We start from the raw sequence: 17,068 nt of genomic DNA, 5'->3' as shown, positions 1-17,068 counted from the left end.
ACCTATTTTTGGAGATACTCCTGCATTTCCGCCACCGCATTTTTCCAATTCTCTCCCTATCGGGGAGATATCCCGAAACCCGCGCGGATAGGGCATTCCCAGGCATCCCTTCTGAAACGCCCTAAATACGCGGGCTAGCGGGCAGGTGCCATAAAACTAAAAATAAAAATTGCTACAGCGTGCGCACTGACTTTCACCCACCGAACTCCTCTTGATGCCGTTGCGCTGTGCGGCAGCGCGCCCCGCTGACTTTCTTTGCCTCGCCAAAGAAAGTCAGCAAAGAAAGGCGACCCCGAGGCGCAGAAAACCCCTTGTCGCGGGTTGCTTGGCGGCGGGCTTGATTAACTCGCTGCGCTCAAACAATCAAGCCCTTGTTCCCGCCAAGCTTCCCCGCGCCTGCGGCTGCGCCTAAGGGGGTGTAGGGTGCTTCGTAGTGATTGAATACGCGAAAGGGAATGCCCGCAACCCCTTGTGGATAGGGTGTTTCCGGGCAGGTACCCCTGAAACGCCCTATTTATAAGGATTTCAGAGCACCCCTTTCGGAGATGCCCTAAATACGCGGGGTTCAGGGCATCCATATTTGAGACGCCCAAAATATAGCGGCTCGACTTTGCCAAAAGACAAGGCGGCGAGCCGCAGGCAGTATGAGTAATACGGCAAGGCGAGCCAACGCAGTATTTTGGCCAAGGAAGCCGTTATCTCAGGCCTCCGGCAAGATGCCTGCCTTGACCGAGGCGGCGATCAGACGGTTGGCCAGCGCGCCGAGTTCAGGCGCGCCGCGCGTGATGGATTCGGCGCGATGGCGCACCTGGCTGGCGACGACTCCGTTGGCGCGCCAGGCGCTGCCCTCGGTCAGGGCATTGTGGATCATCGGCATCAGCCGGTCGACGGCGAGCGCGTAGCGTGCTTCCGGCGTTTCTCCCGCATCAAACTCCTCCCAGAGCGTGCGGAAATCTTGCGCCTGTGCCGGCGGTAACAGCCCGAAGATGCGCTCGCAGGCGGCCTGTTCGCGTTGCCGCTGCGTGCTGATTCCCTGTGCGTCGTAGGCAAAGGTATCGCCGGCGTCGATCTCGACAAGATCGTGGATGAGCAGCATGCGCACGGCGTGGCCGACATCGATCGGCGCAGCCGCGTATTCAGCCAGTATCAGCGCCAGGAGCGCCACGTGCCAGCTGTGCTCGGCGCTGTTTTCGCGCCGGCTGCCGTCGGCCAGCGAGTTCTGGCGCAGAACGCCCTTGAGGCGGTCAATCTCGACGATGAAAGACAATTGCCGATCCAGCGCCGAAGCGTGTTCGTCCAAAGGTGGCAGGATGGCCGGTGATTTGGGATGCGTCATGGTGTAGGGATTTTGTAGGATGCAGGGGAAGTCTTGTCCTGATATTCGCACAGGTCGGCGATGAGGCAGCGCCAGCACTCCGGCCGGCGCGCCTTGCAGACATAGCGGCCATGCAGAATCAACCAATGGTGGGCGTCCCGCCGGAATGCTTTGGGCGTCGTCTTGAGCAGCCCCTGCTCGACGGCAAGCGGCGTTTTCCCGGGCGCGAGCCTCGTCCGATTGGCGACGCGGAAGATATGCGTATCGACGGCAATGGTCGGTTCGCCGAAGGCCGTGTTGAGGACGACGTTGGCGGTCTTCCGGCCGACGCCGGGGAGCGCTTCCAGCGCCTCGCGCTGGCGCGGAACCTCGCCGCCGTGCAACGCAAGCAATGCCCGGCAGGTGGCGATGACATTTTTTGCTTTGGTGCGGAAAAGGCCGATGCGGTTGATATATTCGGCCAGCTTTTCCTCGCCCAGCGCCAGCATGGCCTGGGGCGTGGGGGCGTCGGCAAAAAGCTTGCGCGTGGCGATATTGACGCTTTTGTCAGTCGCCTGCGCCGAGAGGATGACGGCAACCAGCAACTGGAACGGCGTGGCATAGACAAGCTCCGTCGTCGGCGTCGGGTTGGCCTCGCGCAGGCGACGGAAGATTTCGGCACGCTTGGCGGCATTCATGGCAAATACCCTGGATCGAAGTTCAGGATCAGGCGCCTGGTAAGGCCGGCGCCGGTGCTGGTTGATGCCGGTGGGCGGCGCGGCGGGCTTCCAGCCAGTTCTTGGCGGCGATCAGGCAGCCAAGCAGGATAAATGCGCCGGGCGGCAGAATCGTCAGCAGAAAGCCGGGATAATCTTCCGGCAAGACTTGAAGCGGCGACAGGCCGGGAATGATCAGGTCAATGCCGGAAAACAGCGTGCCGCCGCCGATCAGCTCGCGCAATCCGCCGAGCAGGGAAAGCGTCCATAACATGCCGATCCCCATGAAAATTCCGTCGAAGAATGCTTGCAGCGGCGGGTGCTTGGAGGCATATGCCTCGATCCGCGACAGTGCGATGCAGTTGGTGACGATCAGTGGGATGAATATGCCGAGTATTTGATACAACTCGTGCAGATAGGCGTTGAAAAGCAGATCGACGATCGTCACCAGCGTCGCGAGAATCAGGATGAATATGGGAATGCGGATCTCATGCGGAATCCATCGGCGCAGGCTGGCGACGGCCAGGCCGGCCATGGCCATGGCCATAATCGTCGCCAGTGAAAGCATGGCGCCATTGACGAGATTGGTGCTCACGGCAAGCAGCGGACACAGGCCGGTGACTTGCACCAGGCTGGTGTTTTGTTCCCAGATGCCGTTGGCGGCAATCTGGCGGAATTCCTCACGGGTCATCGTGGTCATGATGTTGGTGCCTTATCGATGATGTCCAGCCGGCATCGGAGAGAACGAACACAGCGTACAAAGCGTGCAAAGCGTACAAAGCGCATAACACGCAATGCGGGTTCCGCTGCGGCGGACAGGATGCCGGGATGGGTTGCGGAAAGGGCTTCGGAAAGAGCCGATGTCAGCTTCAGTCTCATTGTCTGAACAGTGCCTCATGGTTTGCGGCGACGTACAGCGCCGCCTTGCGCACGGCCTTGATGACGGCGCGCGGCGAAACCGTTGCGCCGGCCATCGCGTCGAAGCGGCCCCCGTCTTTCTTGACGCGCCAATTGCGCTCACTTTCGGCCGCCGGGTTGGCGTTCGTAAACTGCCCGATCCACGGGCGTTTTTTGTTTTTATCCTTCTTCGGGTCAATGTAATCGCCCAGACCGGGGGTTTCCCGGTGTTGTAGGACACGCACCCCAAACAGCCTGCCATCGGGGGCGACTACCAGAAGCAGGTGGATTCTCCCGGCGTAACCATCAGGTGCGCTCGCCTGGAGTATCAAAGCGACCGGCTTGCCGTCTTTGCGGGCGCGGTATGCGATGCTGGCTTCATTCTGCCCGAGTGCCGATGTGGCGGGAATTTCGACCGTATCTTTGAGCAGCGTGTTGTCGTAGGCCGAAGTCGGGAGGATTTCATGAGCTAGACGCATGATTTTTGCGCTTCCCGACGATTCTTTGATGATGGGATGCGCCAAAGTGTACACGCCGGACAGTAACGCGGTGAACACGCTGACGAAAACCAGCAAAATGGTTGAACTATGTAGCGCTGTTTTCAGGGCGCTGGAGGGTTCGCCGGATGGGGGTGTCGGAGTCATTTTCTTAAGCCGAAAACCGGCGGTTGCGTATGCATATCGATGAGCGGTACGCAGATGTTGAGGAAGAGGACGGCGAAAGCGACGCCGTCGGGATAGCCGCCGAAAACACGGATGACATAAGCGATCAGGCCGGCGAAGAAGCCGAATAGCAACTTGCCGCGCGGCGTCGTGCAGCCGGAAATCGGGTCGGTGATGATGAAAAAGGCGCCGAGCATCGCGCCACCGGAAAAGAGGTGGAAGAGCGGGCTGGCGAAACCCTCAGCGTCAAAAAGCCAGAAGGCGCCGGCGATCAACGTAAGACCCGCAATGAAGCCCAATGGCTGCCGCCAGTCGATGATTTTGCAGCGCCAGAGCCACAGACCGCCCAGCAGATACGCGAGTGAAATCCACTCCCAGCCGCGCCCAGCGATGCTGCCAAATATTTTTTTATCCGCGACGATGGTTTCGATTGGCAGTAGAACTTTGCTGTACCTGAGCGCATTTCTCAGCTCGCTGAGCGCAGTTGCGCCGCTGAAGGCGTCGATGCGTGGCGCCCAGCCAAAAATCACCGCCAGCTGCTCGCTGAAGCTTGCTGAAAGACCGGCAGGCGGCCATTGCGACATCAGTACGGGAAAAGAGACGATGCAAACGGCAAAGGCGACCATTGCCGGATTGAACGGATTTTGCCCGAGGCCGCCGTACAGATGCTTGGCGACGATGATGGCGAAAGCCGTGCCGGCGACGATCAGCCACCACGGCGCCAGCGGAGGAAAGGTCAATGCGATCAACCAGGCGGTAACAACGGCGCTGCCGTCGCCCAGGAACAGCGCGAGCGGTTTGCCGCGCAGCTTGAGCATCAGCGCTTCCGATGCCAGTGCCGTGAGGGTGGCGAGCGTTATCTGGATGAGGATGGCCGGGCCGATCTGCCAGACGTAAGCGGCGATGCCGGGTAGCAGCGCGGCCAGCACGTACAGCATGATGCGCCGGACGCTGACGTTTTGCAGCAGATACGGTGAAGTCTGAAAATCCATCATCGCTGGGGTCCTGAATTTTCGGCGTCGGTCGCCGCAGTTTTGTCCCCGGCTGCGGCTGCCTGGGCGGCGGCCTGCCGCGCCTCGCGCATCCGCTGTGCGCGTTCCTTAGCCGCGGCGATAAGCGCCTGCTTGGCGGCTGCTTTGTCATCGGCGGATTGCTCGCCGGTCGATTGCCCGACAGCCGGTGCGTCGGATGGTGTGTCTGGCGGAGCGGACTGTTCTGCGACATGCTTGCCTGCACCATCGTAGCCGAGCGCCTGTTCGGCCGGGGCATGGGTATTGGCTGCGGCCATTTTGGCTTCGCGCATCCGCTGCGCGCGTTCCTTGGCTGCGGCGATAAGCGCCTGCTTGGCGGCCGCTTTGTCATCAGTGGATTGTTCGCCGGCCGATTGTCCGCCGGCCGGGGTGCCAGCCGCTGCAACGGGTGGCGGTGCCGCCATGTCGGGGGGCGTGGGCGGGTGAGGCGGCGGCTGGGTGTCGGTTTCCGCTTCATGCGTTGAGGCAGCTTTGGTTTGTGCGGCTTCGCGCTGTTTGCGGGCGCGCGCCATCGCGGCAGCAATGGCGGCCTTTTTGGCCGCTTCGGCATCGGTCGGTGCGCCGGCCGCCGATGCAGCGCCTGCATCTGCCGGTTTCGCCGCCATACGCGCCGCGGCGGCTTTGGCAAGCCGTTCGGCCTTCTCGGCCTTTTCACGTTCGCTGCGTTCGTTACGAAATTCAAAACGCGCCTTGGCGGCCGCAGCCTGCGCCTTTTCGCGTTCGCGCGTCCGGATTTCGTCTTTGGCGAAACGAAAGTACTGGACCAGCGGAATGTGCGACGGGCAGACATAACTGCAACAGCCGCATTCGATGCATTCGAACAGGTTGTAGGCCTGCGCTTTGTCGAAATTCTTCGCACGCGAGAACCAGTAGAGTTCAAACGGCTGCAATTCGTGCGGGCAGGCCTGCGCGCATGCGCCGCAGCGGATACAGGGCATTTCGGGCGGCGGCGGCGGGAACAGTGTCGGCGAACTGGCGATGATGCAGTTGCTGGCCTTGATCATGGGGGCGTCGAGGCCGGGCAGCTCGAAGCCCATCATCGGGCCACCCATGAGGTAGCCGGTGGTGTCCGGCCGCGGGCGGCCGAGCAGGGCGAAATCGCGCAGGGGCGTGCCGATCAGCGTTTCCCAGTTGCGCGGCGCATCGAGGTTGCCGGTCAGGGTGATGATGCGCGAGATGACGGGTTCGCCGCACGCGAGCGCCTTCCAGGCCGAATACGCCGTGCCGACGTTAAAGCACTGTACGCCCATGTCGGGCGAGCGGCGGCTGGCGGGCACTTCCTTGCCGGTGAGAACGCGGATCAGTTGTTTGGCGCCGCCTGCCGGGTACAGCGTCGGTACGGCAGTGACGCTGAAGTCGACGCCGAGTCGGGTAACGGCTTCCCGCATCGCCTGGAGGGCTTCCGGCTTGTTGTCTTCGATGCCGATGAACACCTGCTTGGGTTCGAGGAGATCACGAAAGATCGAAACGCCACGCACGATAGCTTCGGCGCGTTCGCGCATCAGCCGGTCGTCGCAGGTCATGAACGGTTCGCACTCCGCGCCGTTGATAATGAGCGCTTCCATTGCCGCCGTGCGGGAAGCGGAAAGCTTCGCATGGCTGGGAAAAACCGCCCCACCCAGACCGACAACGCCCGCGTCGCGCAGCCGTTCGCGCACGCGCTCCGGCGACAGGGCGAGATGATCGGTCGGTTGGCGGTCGATCCATGCCTCGTGTCCGTCCGGTTCGATAACGACGGAAAGCGTTGGCAGCCCGGAAGGATGCGCGGCCAGGCGTTCCTCAACGGCCAGCACGCGGCCAGAAGTGGGCGCGTGTACGGCGGCGGAAATCCATTGGTCGGCCTCGCCGATGCGCTGGCCTTTGAGTACCCGATCGCCTGTCTTGACCAGCGGTCGCGCGAAGCCGCCGATACTCTGGTGCAGCGGCACGATCAACTGCGCCGGCAGCGGCGCCTGCCCGATCGGAGCGCCTGCCGATTCTGCTTTGTGCGTCTGGGGCTTGACGCCGCCTTTGAACTTGAACAGGGAAAACATCAGGCGGCTCGCTTGACCTTGAGTTCAAATACGGGATAGCGCCGTTTCCAGGTTTCGATGCTTTCGCCGACCGCTTCCATGCGGATGCATTCGACCGGGCAGGGCTTGACGCACAGCTCGCAGCCCGTACATAGCGATTCGACAACCGTGTGCATCTGCTTGGGCGCGCCGACAATGGCATCGACCGGACAGGCCTGGATGCACAGCGTACAGCCAATGCAGCGCTGCTCGTCGATGATAGCGACCTGTTTGGGCTTTTCTTCCGCAGAGAGTGGCTTGACCTCGCGGCCTAGCAGATCAGCCAGCCTGCGCACGCCTTCCGCGCCGCCGGGCGGGCACAGATTGATGTCGGCTTCGCCGCGTGAGATTGCCTCGGCATACGGTCGGCAGCCGGGATAGCCGCATTGGCCGCACTGCGTCTGTGGCAGGATGGCGTCGATCTTTTCAACCAATGGATCGCCTTCGACCTTAAACCGGATCGAGGCATAACCCAGCGCCGCACCGAGCAGAACGGCGCCCAGCGCCATGATGAGGAGGGCGGCTAGCATCAGTGGTACTTGTCCAGACCGGCGAAGCCCATGAAAGTGAGCGACATCAGTCCGGCCGTTATCATGGCGATCGCAACGCCGCGGAAAGGCGCGGGCACGTCGGCACCATCAACCCGTTCGCGAATGGTGGAGAAAAGAATCAGCACCAGCGTAAAGCCGACGGCATTGGCGGCGCCGAAGAGCAGCGATTCGACAAAATCGTGCCGGTTGGCAACGTTCAGCAGCGGCACGCCCAGCACCGCGCAATTGGTCGTAATCAGCGGCAGATAAATACCCAGGACGCGGTAGAGCAGCGGACTGGTTTTTTGGATCACCATTTCCGTGAGCTGGACAATCGCGGCGATGGTGACGATGAACGAGATTGTGCGCAGATAGCCCAGGTCAAAGGGCGTCAGAAACCAGCGGTCGATGATATAGCTTGCACCGGAGGCCATCGTCAGCACGAAGGCGGTTGCCATGCCCATGCCCAGCGCCGTTTCGAGTTTCTTCGACACGCCCATAAACGGGCACAAGCCGAGAATCCTCACCAGCACAACGTTGTTGACGAGAACGGCGCCAACGACGAGGAATACATAATGGGTCATGGTTTGCATTGCTGCGGGAAAGGCTGGGAAATCGTCGCGCGCGGTACGATTCCGGGAAAAACTGGCGCGCGTTTTCAAAGGATCAGATTATCCCAGTTCGTCAGATCGCCTTCAACCCGCCTTCAACCCGCCTTCAACCTTGCGAAGGCGAGGGCATTCTAACGACTGGCAGTCAGGGTCAAATCGCCACCGGAGGCGAGCGCCAGACTGCTGCTGGCCTGCAGACGGCTGCTGTAGGCGAGTAGGGTTTTTTCAGCGGCAAGGATTAGATTGCCCGAAGTGTGCAGGGTGCTGGTTGAAACGAAAAAATTCGCCGGATGAGGAAGGGGCTTGTAGTATTAAACATCACTTAATCGTCGAATCAAATCAGCCTCGATCTGTTCTATGAACACGTTCTTAGTTTGACCGGGCACTCCTGCCTTAGCTGCCGAGTAATGGTGTCACCAAAGATACTGTAGCCGCGTTGTGCGGATACTGAGGATATACGCTGGCAACCGAGGGCTATGTGTGATGTCCCCGAAAAAACAGCAACGCCTTTTCCGGTTTTGCGCTGGACTTGATCTTTCCGATGTATTGATGCATAAACGACGCGGGGCGCACAAATTGTGCATAGGAAATCACGTTAATTCCCTGACTGTTTAAAGGAGAAAACAGCATGACCGAACAACCGGTATACGCCTTCAAATGCCTGAAACCAGGGGATATAGGCTGGCAAAGCGAACTGAACAAACGTATCAATGCCCCCTCCCAAATCCACCAGCAAGGCAGCCCCCTGTGCGGCCCGGCCGCCTTCATGTACTGCATCGCCCGCACCGCCCCCGAAACCTACCGAAAATACGTACAGGACCTGGCCTACCATGGCGAAGCCATGCTGGGCAGCCTACACGTCAAACCCCGCCCGGAATGCCTCAACGAAACGGCAAAAAATATCAGGGATATTGGCATTGACCCGGTTGACTGGATTGCACTGGCCAGCCTGCGCGATTCAAGCAACGACTTCCTGTCCGTTACCGCCGGCAGCAGTCTGGCCGGCATCACCCTGCCATCGACCCTGGCCGACTGGTTCAACCAGTCCGGACTCTTTTCCGGCGGCGTCAGCAAGCAGGCCAGCACCTCCTCCACCGAACACGGCCTCGATTCCCTGATCGAAGCGAACTGTCGCCATCGCAGCGGCAGTTGCGTCTGCCTGTTCCTGCGCGCCGCCATCATTGGCGGCGGCGGAAGCCTCGGGATTAACAAACTGGGCGGCAAAGACACCCCCAAAACCTGGTCGGGCGCGCCCGACCACTGGGTCGTCCTCGTTTCGGACATTCACCTGGGCCGTCAGCAGAACCTGATCCCTTTTAGCTGCAGCCTGCCGCGCACCGACGGTCTGGAAGACGAACCCCTGCGCGTACGCATCTACACCTGGGGCAGAGAGTGCCCCATGTCGGCCGGCCGGGTCGGCAACTTCCTGCCGTATTACTACGGCTTTGTCGGCGCCGCAAGGCGCTAATCCGGAGCGTAGGGCAAATGAACGAGGCAGGATGGAGGTGATGTATGCGACTCATGAAACGTAGGCTAGCGATCGGATTGATGGGAGTGATCATCGGCAGTGCGATGCTGCTTTCCGGCTGTCGTCTGGCGCAGTCGGCAGCCAATACGCAGGCGGAGGCGGCAGCGCCGGTCGCCGTGCAGGTGCCGAAAACCCTAGGGCCACGGATATTGAAGCGCTATGACAAACAATCTGGCCTCTTGACCCGCATGCGTTTTTCTCCAGACAGATCTTATTTTCTTGCTACAGGTCGTTATTCCCCATTCATTGACATCTACCGTACGGCCGACCCGCAACATGTCACCACCATTCGGCTGGAACGCGATCAATCAGGAAAACTGGAGACGGACTTCATTTCTAACGATCAGTTGTTTGCCAATCTGGAGTACGCCCTATTCCAGGTCTATCGGGTGCCGGACGGTATAAAGACCTTCGAATACCAGTTTGAACGTAACAATGATCCCATCTTCGCTAATAGGGAAGTTGCTCTGAGTGGGGAGAGCCTGCTGTACTGGCAGAGCGGGCAAACCTATACCATCCCTTGGGTGGGGCCGACTGTGGCCTATCTAGGTGTGACCCAGGATAACGCAGTGTTAACCGAGGGTGGGAATCCCTGGATTCGTGAAGAGAATCCGGTCACGGGCCGCAAAGTCGACTGGGAAACGACCGGTCAAAGGCGGGTTGAATACTTCATGAGCACGCCGGATCACCGGTATCTGGTCACGGTCAATTTTGACGGCGCCTGTGCGGTTTGGCGGCGCGGAGACAAGCCGGAATTGGTAGGGCGCTGTGGCGATAGCCAAGGCAACAAAGCCATTGAGTACGGTGAATTTTCCGGTCTGCCCGACCAATACCAGTTTGCCACGACGGCCGGGAACCGGGTGCGGGCCTATCGCATCGACCCGGCGACCGGCGTGCCGCATCAGTTCTTCGATCAGGACATGAGCGCTCCTGTCATGAGTGTGGCACTGAACGCCAACGGTCGGCTGGCGGTTTCGCTGTTCGATGAAGCCACACAAAGAACGGGGGTAGAAGTCTGGGACATTGCCGGTCGCCGGCCGATCGCCCGCTATATGACAGAGTCGAACGAACTGGCAAGGCAAATAAGCTTGAACCCCGATTTTGGGCTTTGGACTATCTTCCGGGAACTGGGCTTTTCTGCTGACGGGAAGCTGCTGCTGGCCATTGCCGGACAGTCGCTGCTTGCCTTTGATGTGCCGTGATGTACGCAGCCCGGTTTTAGGTCGACCTGCACTGGGCAAAGACACCCCCAAAACCTGGTCGGGCGCGCCCGACCACTGGGTCGTCCTCGTCTCGGACATTCACCTGGGCCGTCAGCAGAACCTGATTCCTTTTAGCTGCAGCCTGCCGCGCACCGACGGTCTGGAAGACGAACCCCTGCGCGCACGCATCTACACCTGGGGCAGAGAGCGCCCCATGTCGGCCGGCCGGGTCGGCAACTTCCTGCCGTATTACTACGGCTTTGTCGGCGCCGCAAGGCGCTAATCCGGAGCGTAGGGCAAATGAACGAGGCAGGATGGAGGTGATGTATGCGACTCATGAAACGTAGGCTAGCGATCGGATTGATGGGAGTGATCATCGGCAGTGCGATGCTGCTTTCCGGCTGTCGTCTGGCGCAGTCGGCAGCCAATACGCAGGCGGAGGCGGCAGCGCCGGTCGCCGTGCAGGTGCCGAAAACCCTAGGGCTGCGAATTGTAAAACGCTATGGCGACTGGGCACAGACTAATTCTTTGAGCCGCATCCGTTTTTCTCCCGACAGATCCCGTTTTCTTGCGACAGGCAGGGACTCTTCTGTCATTGACATCTACCGGACCAAGGGCACGGAGCGCATCGCGACCGTTCATCTGGAACGTCGCCAGTCACTCGAAATCAAGACGGACTTCATCTCCAATGATCAGTTTTATACCAATCTGGACAACGCTCGGTTCCAGGTCTATCGCGTGCCGGACGGGACCAAAATCTTCCAGCACCAGTTTGAGGATAATCCCCGGCCGATCTTTGCCAACCGGCAGGTTGCCCTGAACGAGGAGACCCTGCTGTACTGGCAGAGCGGGCAAACCTATACGATCCCCTGGGCGGGGCCAACGACGGGGTTTTTGGGGGTGACGCAGGATAACGCCGTGTTAACCGAGGACATGAACGCCTGGGTTCGTGAAGAGAATCCAGCCACGGGCCGCAAAGTCGACTGGAAAACGACTGGCAAATCCAGGGTCAGGCACTTCATGAGCACGCCGGATCACCGGTATCTGGTCACGGTCAATTTTGACGGCGCCTGTGCGGTCTGGCGGCGCGGAGACAAGCCGGCGCTGGCGGGACGATGTGCCGAAGGCATTGGCGAGGAGGACGCGGTGGAAGGCAACGTTTTCTCCGCCTTGCCCGACCAGTACCAGTTTGCCACGACGGTGGTGAACCGGGTGCGCGCCTATCGCATCGATCCGGCGACCGGCGCGCCGCATCAGTTCTTCGATCAGGACATGACGGCACGGGTCTGGTCGGTAGCATTGAATGCCAACGGCCGGCTGGCGGTCTCGCTGTTCGATGAGGGAACCCAGCGTGTCAGTCTGGAAGTCTGGGACATTGCCGGTCGCCGGCCGATCGCCCGCTATGTGTCAGACTGGGATGATCTGGTCAGGCAAACCGACGATCCCAATCCAGATTTCAGAAGCTCTGTCATTTTCCGGGAGCTGGGCTTTTCTGCTGACGGGAAGCTGCTGCTGGCCATTGCCGGACAGTCGCTGCTTGCCTTTGATGTGCCGTAAAAACTTCCGATTTTACCTGTTGGAACGGAAAAAGGGGGCAAATAGCCAACTGCCGAAAGGAAGTCGAAGGTTGTGATTGTCAATAAACAATTCATGTGAGGCTGTGATGCGAGGCAGGATTTTCTCTTTAAGGTGGTTCAGGTGTTCGAGGCGGCTGCGCGCCTTTGGCGACTGGATGTTTACTGAACTGGCAAACGATCGCCCTGCAGCCGGGTAGGGTCGATAAGCCGAGGAGTCTATCGGGCGTTGTTCTGCTTTACCGCATGTGTTGTTGTATGCGGTTGTGTATGGGAAGTATGAATTTCCGGTATGGGCTATGGATTGCTGTTTTACTGTCCAGGCTGGATTGCAGATGGCAAATGCCTGCCCGCAAACGCCCAATCCACGCGGGCTGCAGGGGTGCCTATATCGGCTTGTACTGAGGAAGTGGGCTGGCGTCGGGTACGGCGATGTCGGCAGAATGTGTGGACATCGAACGGCGCCGGACGGCGTTAAACGGAATGCGATGGCGTTGAGCACGGCATTGGGTGGGTTGGGCCGGGCTGCGCAAGCCCTGGCAGAAACGGGTGAGGCGGGGCGCCAGTTTTCGGAAAAGTAACAGAAAGCTCTGGGGCCATGCCTCAGCGGCATGGGCCGCGCCTTGCCGGCTCCCAGCCTGCACGCTGGCTAGGCGTGATTGGGCATTGCCGGCCGTTCCGCCTGTTTTTCCGGGCGATGGACGGGGAGGGTGGGTGTTATAATCACGCCCGTTTTTTTGCTCCCGCTCACGTTCCGGTTGCCGTTTCATTTCACCCATTTCTTTTTCCTTATTTTTTCCTGCTTCCGGCTGTGCCGGCTTTTTTATGGCTTTTTTCGTCCTTGGCATCAATCACCGCACGGCGCCGCTGCGCGTGCGTGAGCGGGTGGTCTTTCACCCCGAAGAGCTGCGTCGCGTGCTGGCCGATCTGACCGGCGATGCGGGCGTGCACGAGGCGGTGATCCTGTCGACCTGCAACCGGACGGAAATCTATTGTCAGGCGGAGGCGCCGCAGACGATCGGCCAGTGGATGGCGGCGGATCGGCGCGTTCCTTACCACGACATTGAGCCGTATCTTTATGTCCATGCGGAAAGCGAGGCGGTGCGTCATGCCTTCCGGGTGGCGAGCGGGCTGGATTCGATGGTCATCGGCGAACCGCAGATTCTCGGCCAGCTGAAGGAGGCGGTGCGCGCTGCGCGCGAGGAGCGGACGCTGGGGGTGGTGCTTGACAAGCTGTTTCAGCATGCTTTTGCCGTGGCCAAGGACGTGCGCTCGACGACGGCGATCGGCGCCAGTGTCGTCTCGATGGCGGCGGCGACCGTGCGCCTGGCTGAGGGCGTGTTTGAGCGCATTGCCGACCGGCAGGTGCTGTTTATCGGCGCAGGCGAGATGATTGAGTTGTGTGCGGCGCATTTTGCCGCGCGCCAGCCACAGCGCATCGTCGTTGCCAACCGCACGCTTGACCGCGGCCGTTCGCTGGCTGACCGCTTTGGCGCGACGGCGGTGCGTCTGGAGGAACTTGCCGGGCGCCTGCATGAATTCGATATCATCGTCACCTGCACGGCCAGCCAGTTGCCGATCCTTGGTCTGGGCATGGTCGAACGGGCGCTGAAACTGCGCGGCCGTGCGCCAATGTTCATCGCCGATCTGGCCGTGCCGCGCGATGTCGAGGCCGAAGTCGTCGATCTGGACAAGGTGTATTTGTACACGGTCGACGATCTGGCGCACATCGTCGAGGAAGGTAAGGAGTCGCGCCAGGCGGCGGTGGCCAATGCCGAGATGATTGTCGGCGCGCGTACCGAGCTGTTTATCAACTGGCTGGACGTCCGCGCCAATGTGCCAACGATCCGCGCCCTGCGCGACAACGCCGAGCGCATGCGCCGCCGCGAGCTGGAACGCGCGCTCAAGACGCTGGCGCGTGGCGGCGATCCGGTCGCGGCGCTCGATGCCTTGTCCCAGCGTTTGACCAACAAGCTGCTGCATGAGCCGACGCAGGCGCTGCACCGGACGGATGGCGAGCGCGGCGAGGTGCGTTCGCTGATCGCCCGGCTGTACCGTCTGCCGGTTGAATGAGCGGAATCAACCCACGAGACTGCGATGAAACAGGGGATTCTCGATAAGCTGGAAGGCCTTTCCGCTCGACTTGAAGAGCTTGACCGCACATTGGCAAGCGGCGAGGCGACGCGCGATCTGGATCATTACCGCAAACTGACGCGCGAACACGCCGAACTTGGCCCGGTCGTCGCCTTATACGCGGACTGGCGGCGGGTGCAGAATGATCTGCGCGCGGCGCAGGAAATCTTGGACGATGCGGCGTCGGACGATCCGGATATGAAGGCGCTGGCGGCGGAAGAAGTTGCCGCGGCGCGGGCGCGCTTGCCGGAAATCGAGCAGGAATTGCAGAAGCTGCTGCTGCCGAAGGATGACGACGATGAACGCAATGTGTTCCTCGAAATCCGCGCCGGGACGGGCGGCGACGAATCGGCGCTGTTTGCCGGCAGTCTGTTCCGCATGTACGCGCGTTATGCCGAGCGGCGGCGCTGGCAGGTGGAGATTGTTTCTGCCAGCGAGGCCGAGCTAGGCGGGTACAAGGAAGTCATCGCCCGGGTTGCAGGCAATGGCGTTTATGCCAGCCTCAAGTTCGAGTCGGGCGGGCACCGCGTGCAGCGCGTGCCGGAAACCGAGTCGCAGGGGCGTATCCATACCTCGGCCTGCACGGTGGCGATCATGCCAGAGGCCGATGAGCTGGCCGACGTGCACATCAATCCGAACGAAATCCGCATTGATACCTTTCGTGCCTCCGGCGCCGGCGGTCAGCATATCCAGAAGACCGACTCGGCGGTACGCATTACGCATCTGCCGACCGGCCTCGTCGTCGAATGCCAGGACGGCCGTTCGCAGCACCAGAATAAAGCGCGCGCCATGTCGGTGCTGGTATCGCGCATCCGTGCCGCGCAGGAAAGCGAACGGCACGCCCAGATTGCCTCGGCACGCAAGAGCCTGATCGGCAGCGGCGATCGTTCCGAGCGCATCCGCACTTACAATTTTCCGCAAGGGCGGGTGACGGATCATCGCATCAATCTGACTTTGTATAAGATCGACGCCATCATGGACGGCGACCTCGAAGAAATCATCAGCGCGCTGACGGCGGAACACCAGGCCGAGCAGCTGGCGGCACTGGCCGATGCGGAATGAACGGCGCAACGGCGCCGATGTCTGATGCCTGCGTGATGCTTTTCCCGTCTTCCGTAGTGCGTGAAAAATTTTCTGCTCGAACGCCTGCCTGAACTGCCTGTCCTAATCGCTCCAATCGTTTCAACCGTCCCTATCCGTTGGTATTTTTCCGGACTGCACGCGCTGTACTGTATGTCACATTCCTTGATGCCACCTGCCCAACCGCCCATCTTCTCGTTTCCGGCTGGTATTTGCCTCGGTGAAGCGTGGCGGCAGGCGGGCGCGCTGATCGGCCGCCAGGAGGCGCGCCAGCTACTCGAATACGTGACGGGCTGTTCCCATGCCGATCTGATCGCTGCACCGGAGAACGCATTGAGCGCGGGGCAGTCAGCGCAGTTTGCCGACCTGACGGCACGTCGTGCGGCGGGTGAGCCGCTGGCCTATCTGCTCGGTACCGCGTGGTTTTGCGGCCTTGAGTTTGTCGTGACGCCCGATGTGCTGATCCCGCGACCGGACACCGAAACCCTGGTCGATTACGCGCTTGACTGTGCCGCGGAGTGGCCGGCGCCGCGCATCGCCGATCTCGGTGCGGGGTCGGGCATCGTAGCGATTTTGCTGGCCCGGCGATGCCCGCATGCCCGTATCGTGGCAAGCGATATTGCCCCCGCGGCACTGGCGGTGGCGCGGGAAAATGCCGCGCGTCACGGTGCGACCATTGATTTTCGTTTGGGGACGTGGTGCGAACCATTGGCGGATGAGCGCTTTGACCTCATCGTTGCCAATCCGCCGTACATTGCTGAAGGCGACCCGCATTTGCTGTGCGACGGCTTGCCGTTTGAGCCGCGTTCGGCGCTGACCGACGGCGTGGAGGGAGGCGACGGCACGGCGTGTTTGCAGGCGATCATCACCCAGGCGGGCGCGCATCTGTCACCGGGGGGCTGGCTGCTGCTGGAACATGGTTATGACCAGGCGGACAAGGTACGCGCTTTGCTGCGTACGGCCGGATTTACGCAGGTCGCCTCCCGGCGGGATGGTGCGGGCATTGAGCGCGTCAGCGGTGGCCGCTTCGGCGCGCAGCTTGCATAGAATGGCAAGCGCACCACTTGCAAGCAAATGGGCGCTGGAGGCACAGAGGCGGCTGCTTTGAGCGCTTGGGGAAATTCTGCGGATCAGCGGTTTTATCGAGGCGTCTGGCTGTCCGGCTTATTGGAATTATCTGCGTGCCGGTGTCCCATGGTGCGCATTGCCAAGTACAATCGTCTCCTTTGCGCTGCATCCCGCATCTGGCCGCTACGGAGCGGGCGGGATAGGTGGGGATGTGAGGAGGTGAGGGTGCCCGACGGCTCCGGCACGGACTCGGCCCAATGACTATTCAAATTATTTAACCCGATCGAATCGCGGAGATTTTTATGGACGACGTACAGACTTTGATCAAAGAACAGATTAGCCAGCACCCGGTCGTGCTCTATATGAAAGGGTCGCCGATGATGCCGCTGTGCGGTTTTTCGGCGACTGCCGTGCAGATTCTGCGCGCCTGCAACCTGCCGCTTTTTTTCAGCGTCGATGTGCTGGAGGACCCGGCGATACGCGACGGGATCAAGATTTTTTCCGACTGGCCGACGATTCCGCAGCTTTACATTCGCGGTGAATTCGTCGGTGGCTGCGACATCATGCGCGAGATGTACCAGAGCGGCGAACTTCAAAAGCTGCTCGAAGGGCTGGCTGTCCCGGAGTGATCTATGGGGGAGGGTGTGCACGCAGGGTTTGATGGCACGCACATCCGGGCCGGGGCGCCTCG

The 17,068-nt window shown here is 60.8% G+C and carries 16 protein-coding genes; 8 read left to right on the top strand and 8 right to left on the bottom strand.

The window, feature by feature from the left end; translation table 11 throughout:
• Positions 1-700: 700 nt before the first annotated feature.
• The 8 genes from ABCS64_RS06260 to rsxA all read right to left on the bottom strand — a co-directional run bounded on the left by ABCS64_RS06260 (position 701) and on the right by rsxA (position 7,765).
• The gene (locus tag ABCS64_RS06260; protein WP_418891017.1) at positions 701-1,336 is read right to left on the bottom strand and encodes an HD domain-containing protein; all 636 of its coding nucleotides are present in this window, start codon (positions 1,334-1,336) and stop codon (positions 701-703) included.
• Positions 1,333-1,992 carry an endonuclease III gene (gene nth / locus ABCS64_RS06255; protein WP_418891016.1) on the bottom strand — a complete coding sequence of 220 codons (660 nt, stop codon included), beginning with the start codon at positions 1,990-1,992 and terminating at the stop codon, positions 1,333-1,335. The genes ABCS64_RS06260 and nth overlap by 4 nt, the downstream gene beginning before the upstream one ends.
• A 28-nt stretch (positions 1,993-2,020) precedes the next feature.
• Positions 2,021-2,701 carry an electron transport complex subunit E gene (locus ABCS64_RS06250; protein WP_418891897.1) on the bottom strand — a complete coding sequence of 227 codons (681 nt, stop codon included), beginning with the start codon at positions 2,699-2,701 and terminating at the stop codon, positions 2,021-2,023.
• A gap of 184 nt (positions 2,702-2,885) precedes the next feature.
• A complete protein-coding gene (gene rsxG, locus ABCS64_RS06245; RefSeq protein ID WP_418891015.1) occupies positions 2,886-3,551 on the bottom strand; it encodes an electron transport complex subunit RsxG in 666 nt (221 codons plus the stop codon).
• Positions 3,548-4,561, bottom strand: coding sequence for an RnfABCDGE type electron transport complex subunit D (locus ABCS64_RS06240; RefSeq protein ID WP_418891896.1), 1,014 nt, complete (start codon positions 4,559-4,561; stop codon positions 3,548-3,550). Before ABCS64_RS06240 ends, rsxG begins: the two co-directional genes overlap by 4 nt.
• Positions 4,561-6,633 (bottom strand): electron transport complex subunit RsxC, encoded by a 2,073-nt coding sequence (gene rsxC / locus ABCS64_RS06235; protein ID WP_418891014.1) that lies wholly within the window; start codon positions 6,631-6,633, stop codon positions 4,561-4,563. The genes ABCS64_RS06240 and rsxC overlap by 1 nt, the downstream gene beginning before the upstream one ends.
• Positions 6,633-7,181, bottom strand: a complete 549-nt coding sequence (gene rsxB, locus ABCS64_RS06230) for an electron transport complex subunit RsxB (RefSeq protein WP_418891013.1) — start codon at positions 7,179-7,181, stop codon at positions 6,633-6,635. Before rsxB ends, rsxC begins: the two co-directional genes overlap by 1 nt.
• On the bottom strand, positions 7,181-7,765 hold the full coding sequence (rsxA, locus tag ABCS64_RS06225; protein ID WP_418891012.1) for an electron transport complex subunit RsxA: 585 nt from the start codon (positions 7,763-7,765) through the stop codon (positions 7,181-7,183). Before rsxA ends, rsxB begins: the two co-directional genes overlap by 1 nt.
• A gap of 655 nt (positions 7,766-8,420) precedes the next feature.
• Here rsxA and ABCS64_RS06220 point away from each other — a divergent pair.
• The 8 genes from ABCS64_RS06220 to grxD all read left to right on the top strand — a co-directional run bounded on the left by ABCS64_RS06220 (position 8,421) and on the right by grxD (position 17,006).
• The gene (locus tag ABCS64_RS06220) at positions 8,421-9,260 is read left to right on the top strand and encodes a hypothetical protein (RefSeq protein WP_418891011.1); all 840 of its coding nucleotides are present in this window, start codon (positions 8,421-8,423) and stop codon (positions 9,258-9,260) included.
• 44 nt (positions 9,261-9,304) lie between these two features.
• Complete coding sequence (locus ABCS64_RS06215; RefSeq protein WP_418891010.1) at positions 9,305-10,522, top strand: WD40 repeat domain-containing protein; 1,218 nt, start codon at positions 9,305-9,307, stop codon at positions 10,520-10,522.
• On the top strand, positions 10,503-10,805 hold the full coding sequence (locus tag ABCS64_RS06210) for a hypothetical protein (protein WP_418891009.1): 303 nt from the start codon (positions 10,503-10,505) through the stop codon (positions 10,803-10,805). The genes ABCS64_RS06215 and ABCS64_RS06210 overlap by 20 nt, the downstream gene beginning before the upstream one ends.
• 44 nt (positions 10,806-10,849) lie before the next feature.
• Complete coding sequence (locus tag ABCS64_RS06205) at positions 10,850-12,079, top strand: WD40 repeat domain-containing protein (RefSeq protein ID WP_418891008.1); 1,230 nt, start codon at positions 10,850-10,852, stop codon at positions 12,077-12,079.
• An 842-nt stretch (positions 12,080-12,921) separates the two neighbouring features.
• Positions 12,922-14,169 carry a glutamyl-tRNA reductase gene (gene hemA / locus ABCS64_RS06200; RefSeq protein WP_418891007.1) on the top strand — a complete coding sequence of 416 codons (1,248 nt, stop codon included), beginning with the start codon at positions 12,922-12,924 and terminating at the stop codon, positions 14,167-14,169.
• Between the two features lie 24 nt (positions 14,170-14,193).
• Positions 14,194-15,291, top strand: coding sequence for a peptide chain release factor 1 (prfA, locus tag ABCS64_RS06195; protein WP_418891006.1), 1,098 nt, complete (start codon positions 14,194-14,196; stop codon positions 15,289-15,291).
• A gap of 171 nt (positions 15,292-15,462) precedes the next feature.
• Positions 15,463-16,356 (top strand): peptide chain release factor N(5)-glutamine methyltransferase, encoded by an 894-nt coding sequence (prmC, locus tag ABCS64_RS06190; protein ID WP_418891005.1) that lies wholly within the window; start codon positions 15,463-15,465, stop codon positions 16,354-16,356.
• Positions 16,357-16,679: 323 nt separating this feature from the next.
• A complete protein-coding gene (gene grxD / locus ABCS64_RS06185; RefSeq protein WP_418891004.1) occupies positions 16,680-17,006 on the top strand; it encodes a Grx4 family monothiol glutaredoxin in 327 nt (108 codons plus the stop codon).
• Positions 17,007-17,068 lie beyond the last annotated feature (62 nt).

It is taken from the genome of Dentiradicibacter hellwigii (assembly GCF_041770905.1).
Taxonomy (GTDB): domain Bacteria; phylum Pseudomonadota; class Gammaproteobacteria; order Burkholderiales; family Rhodocyclaceae; genus Propionivibrio; species Propionivibrio hellwigii.
This window is presented reverse-complemented; position numbering and strand designations above follow the sequence as displayed.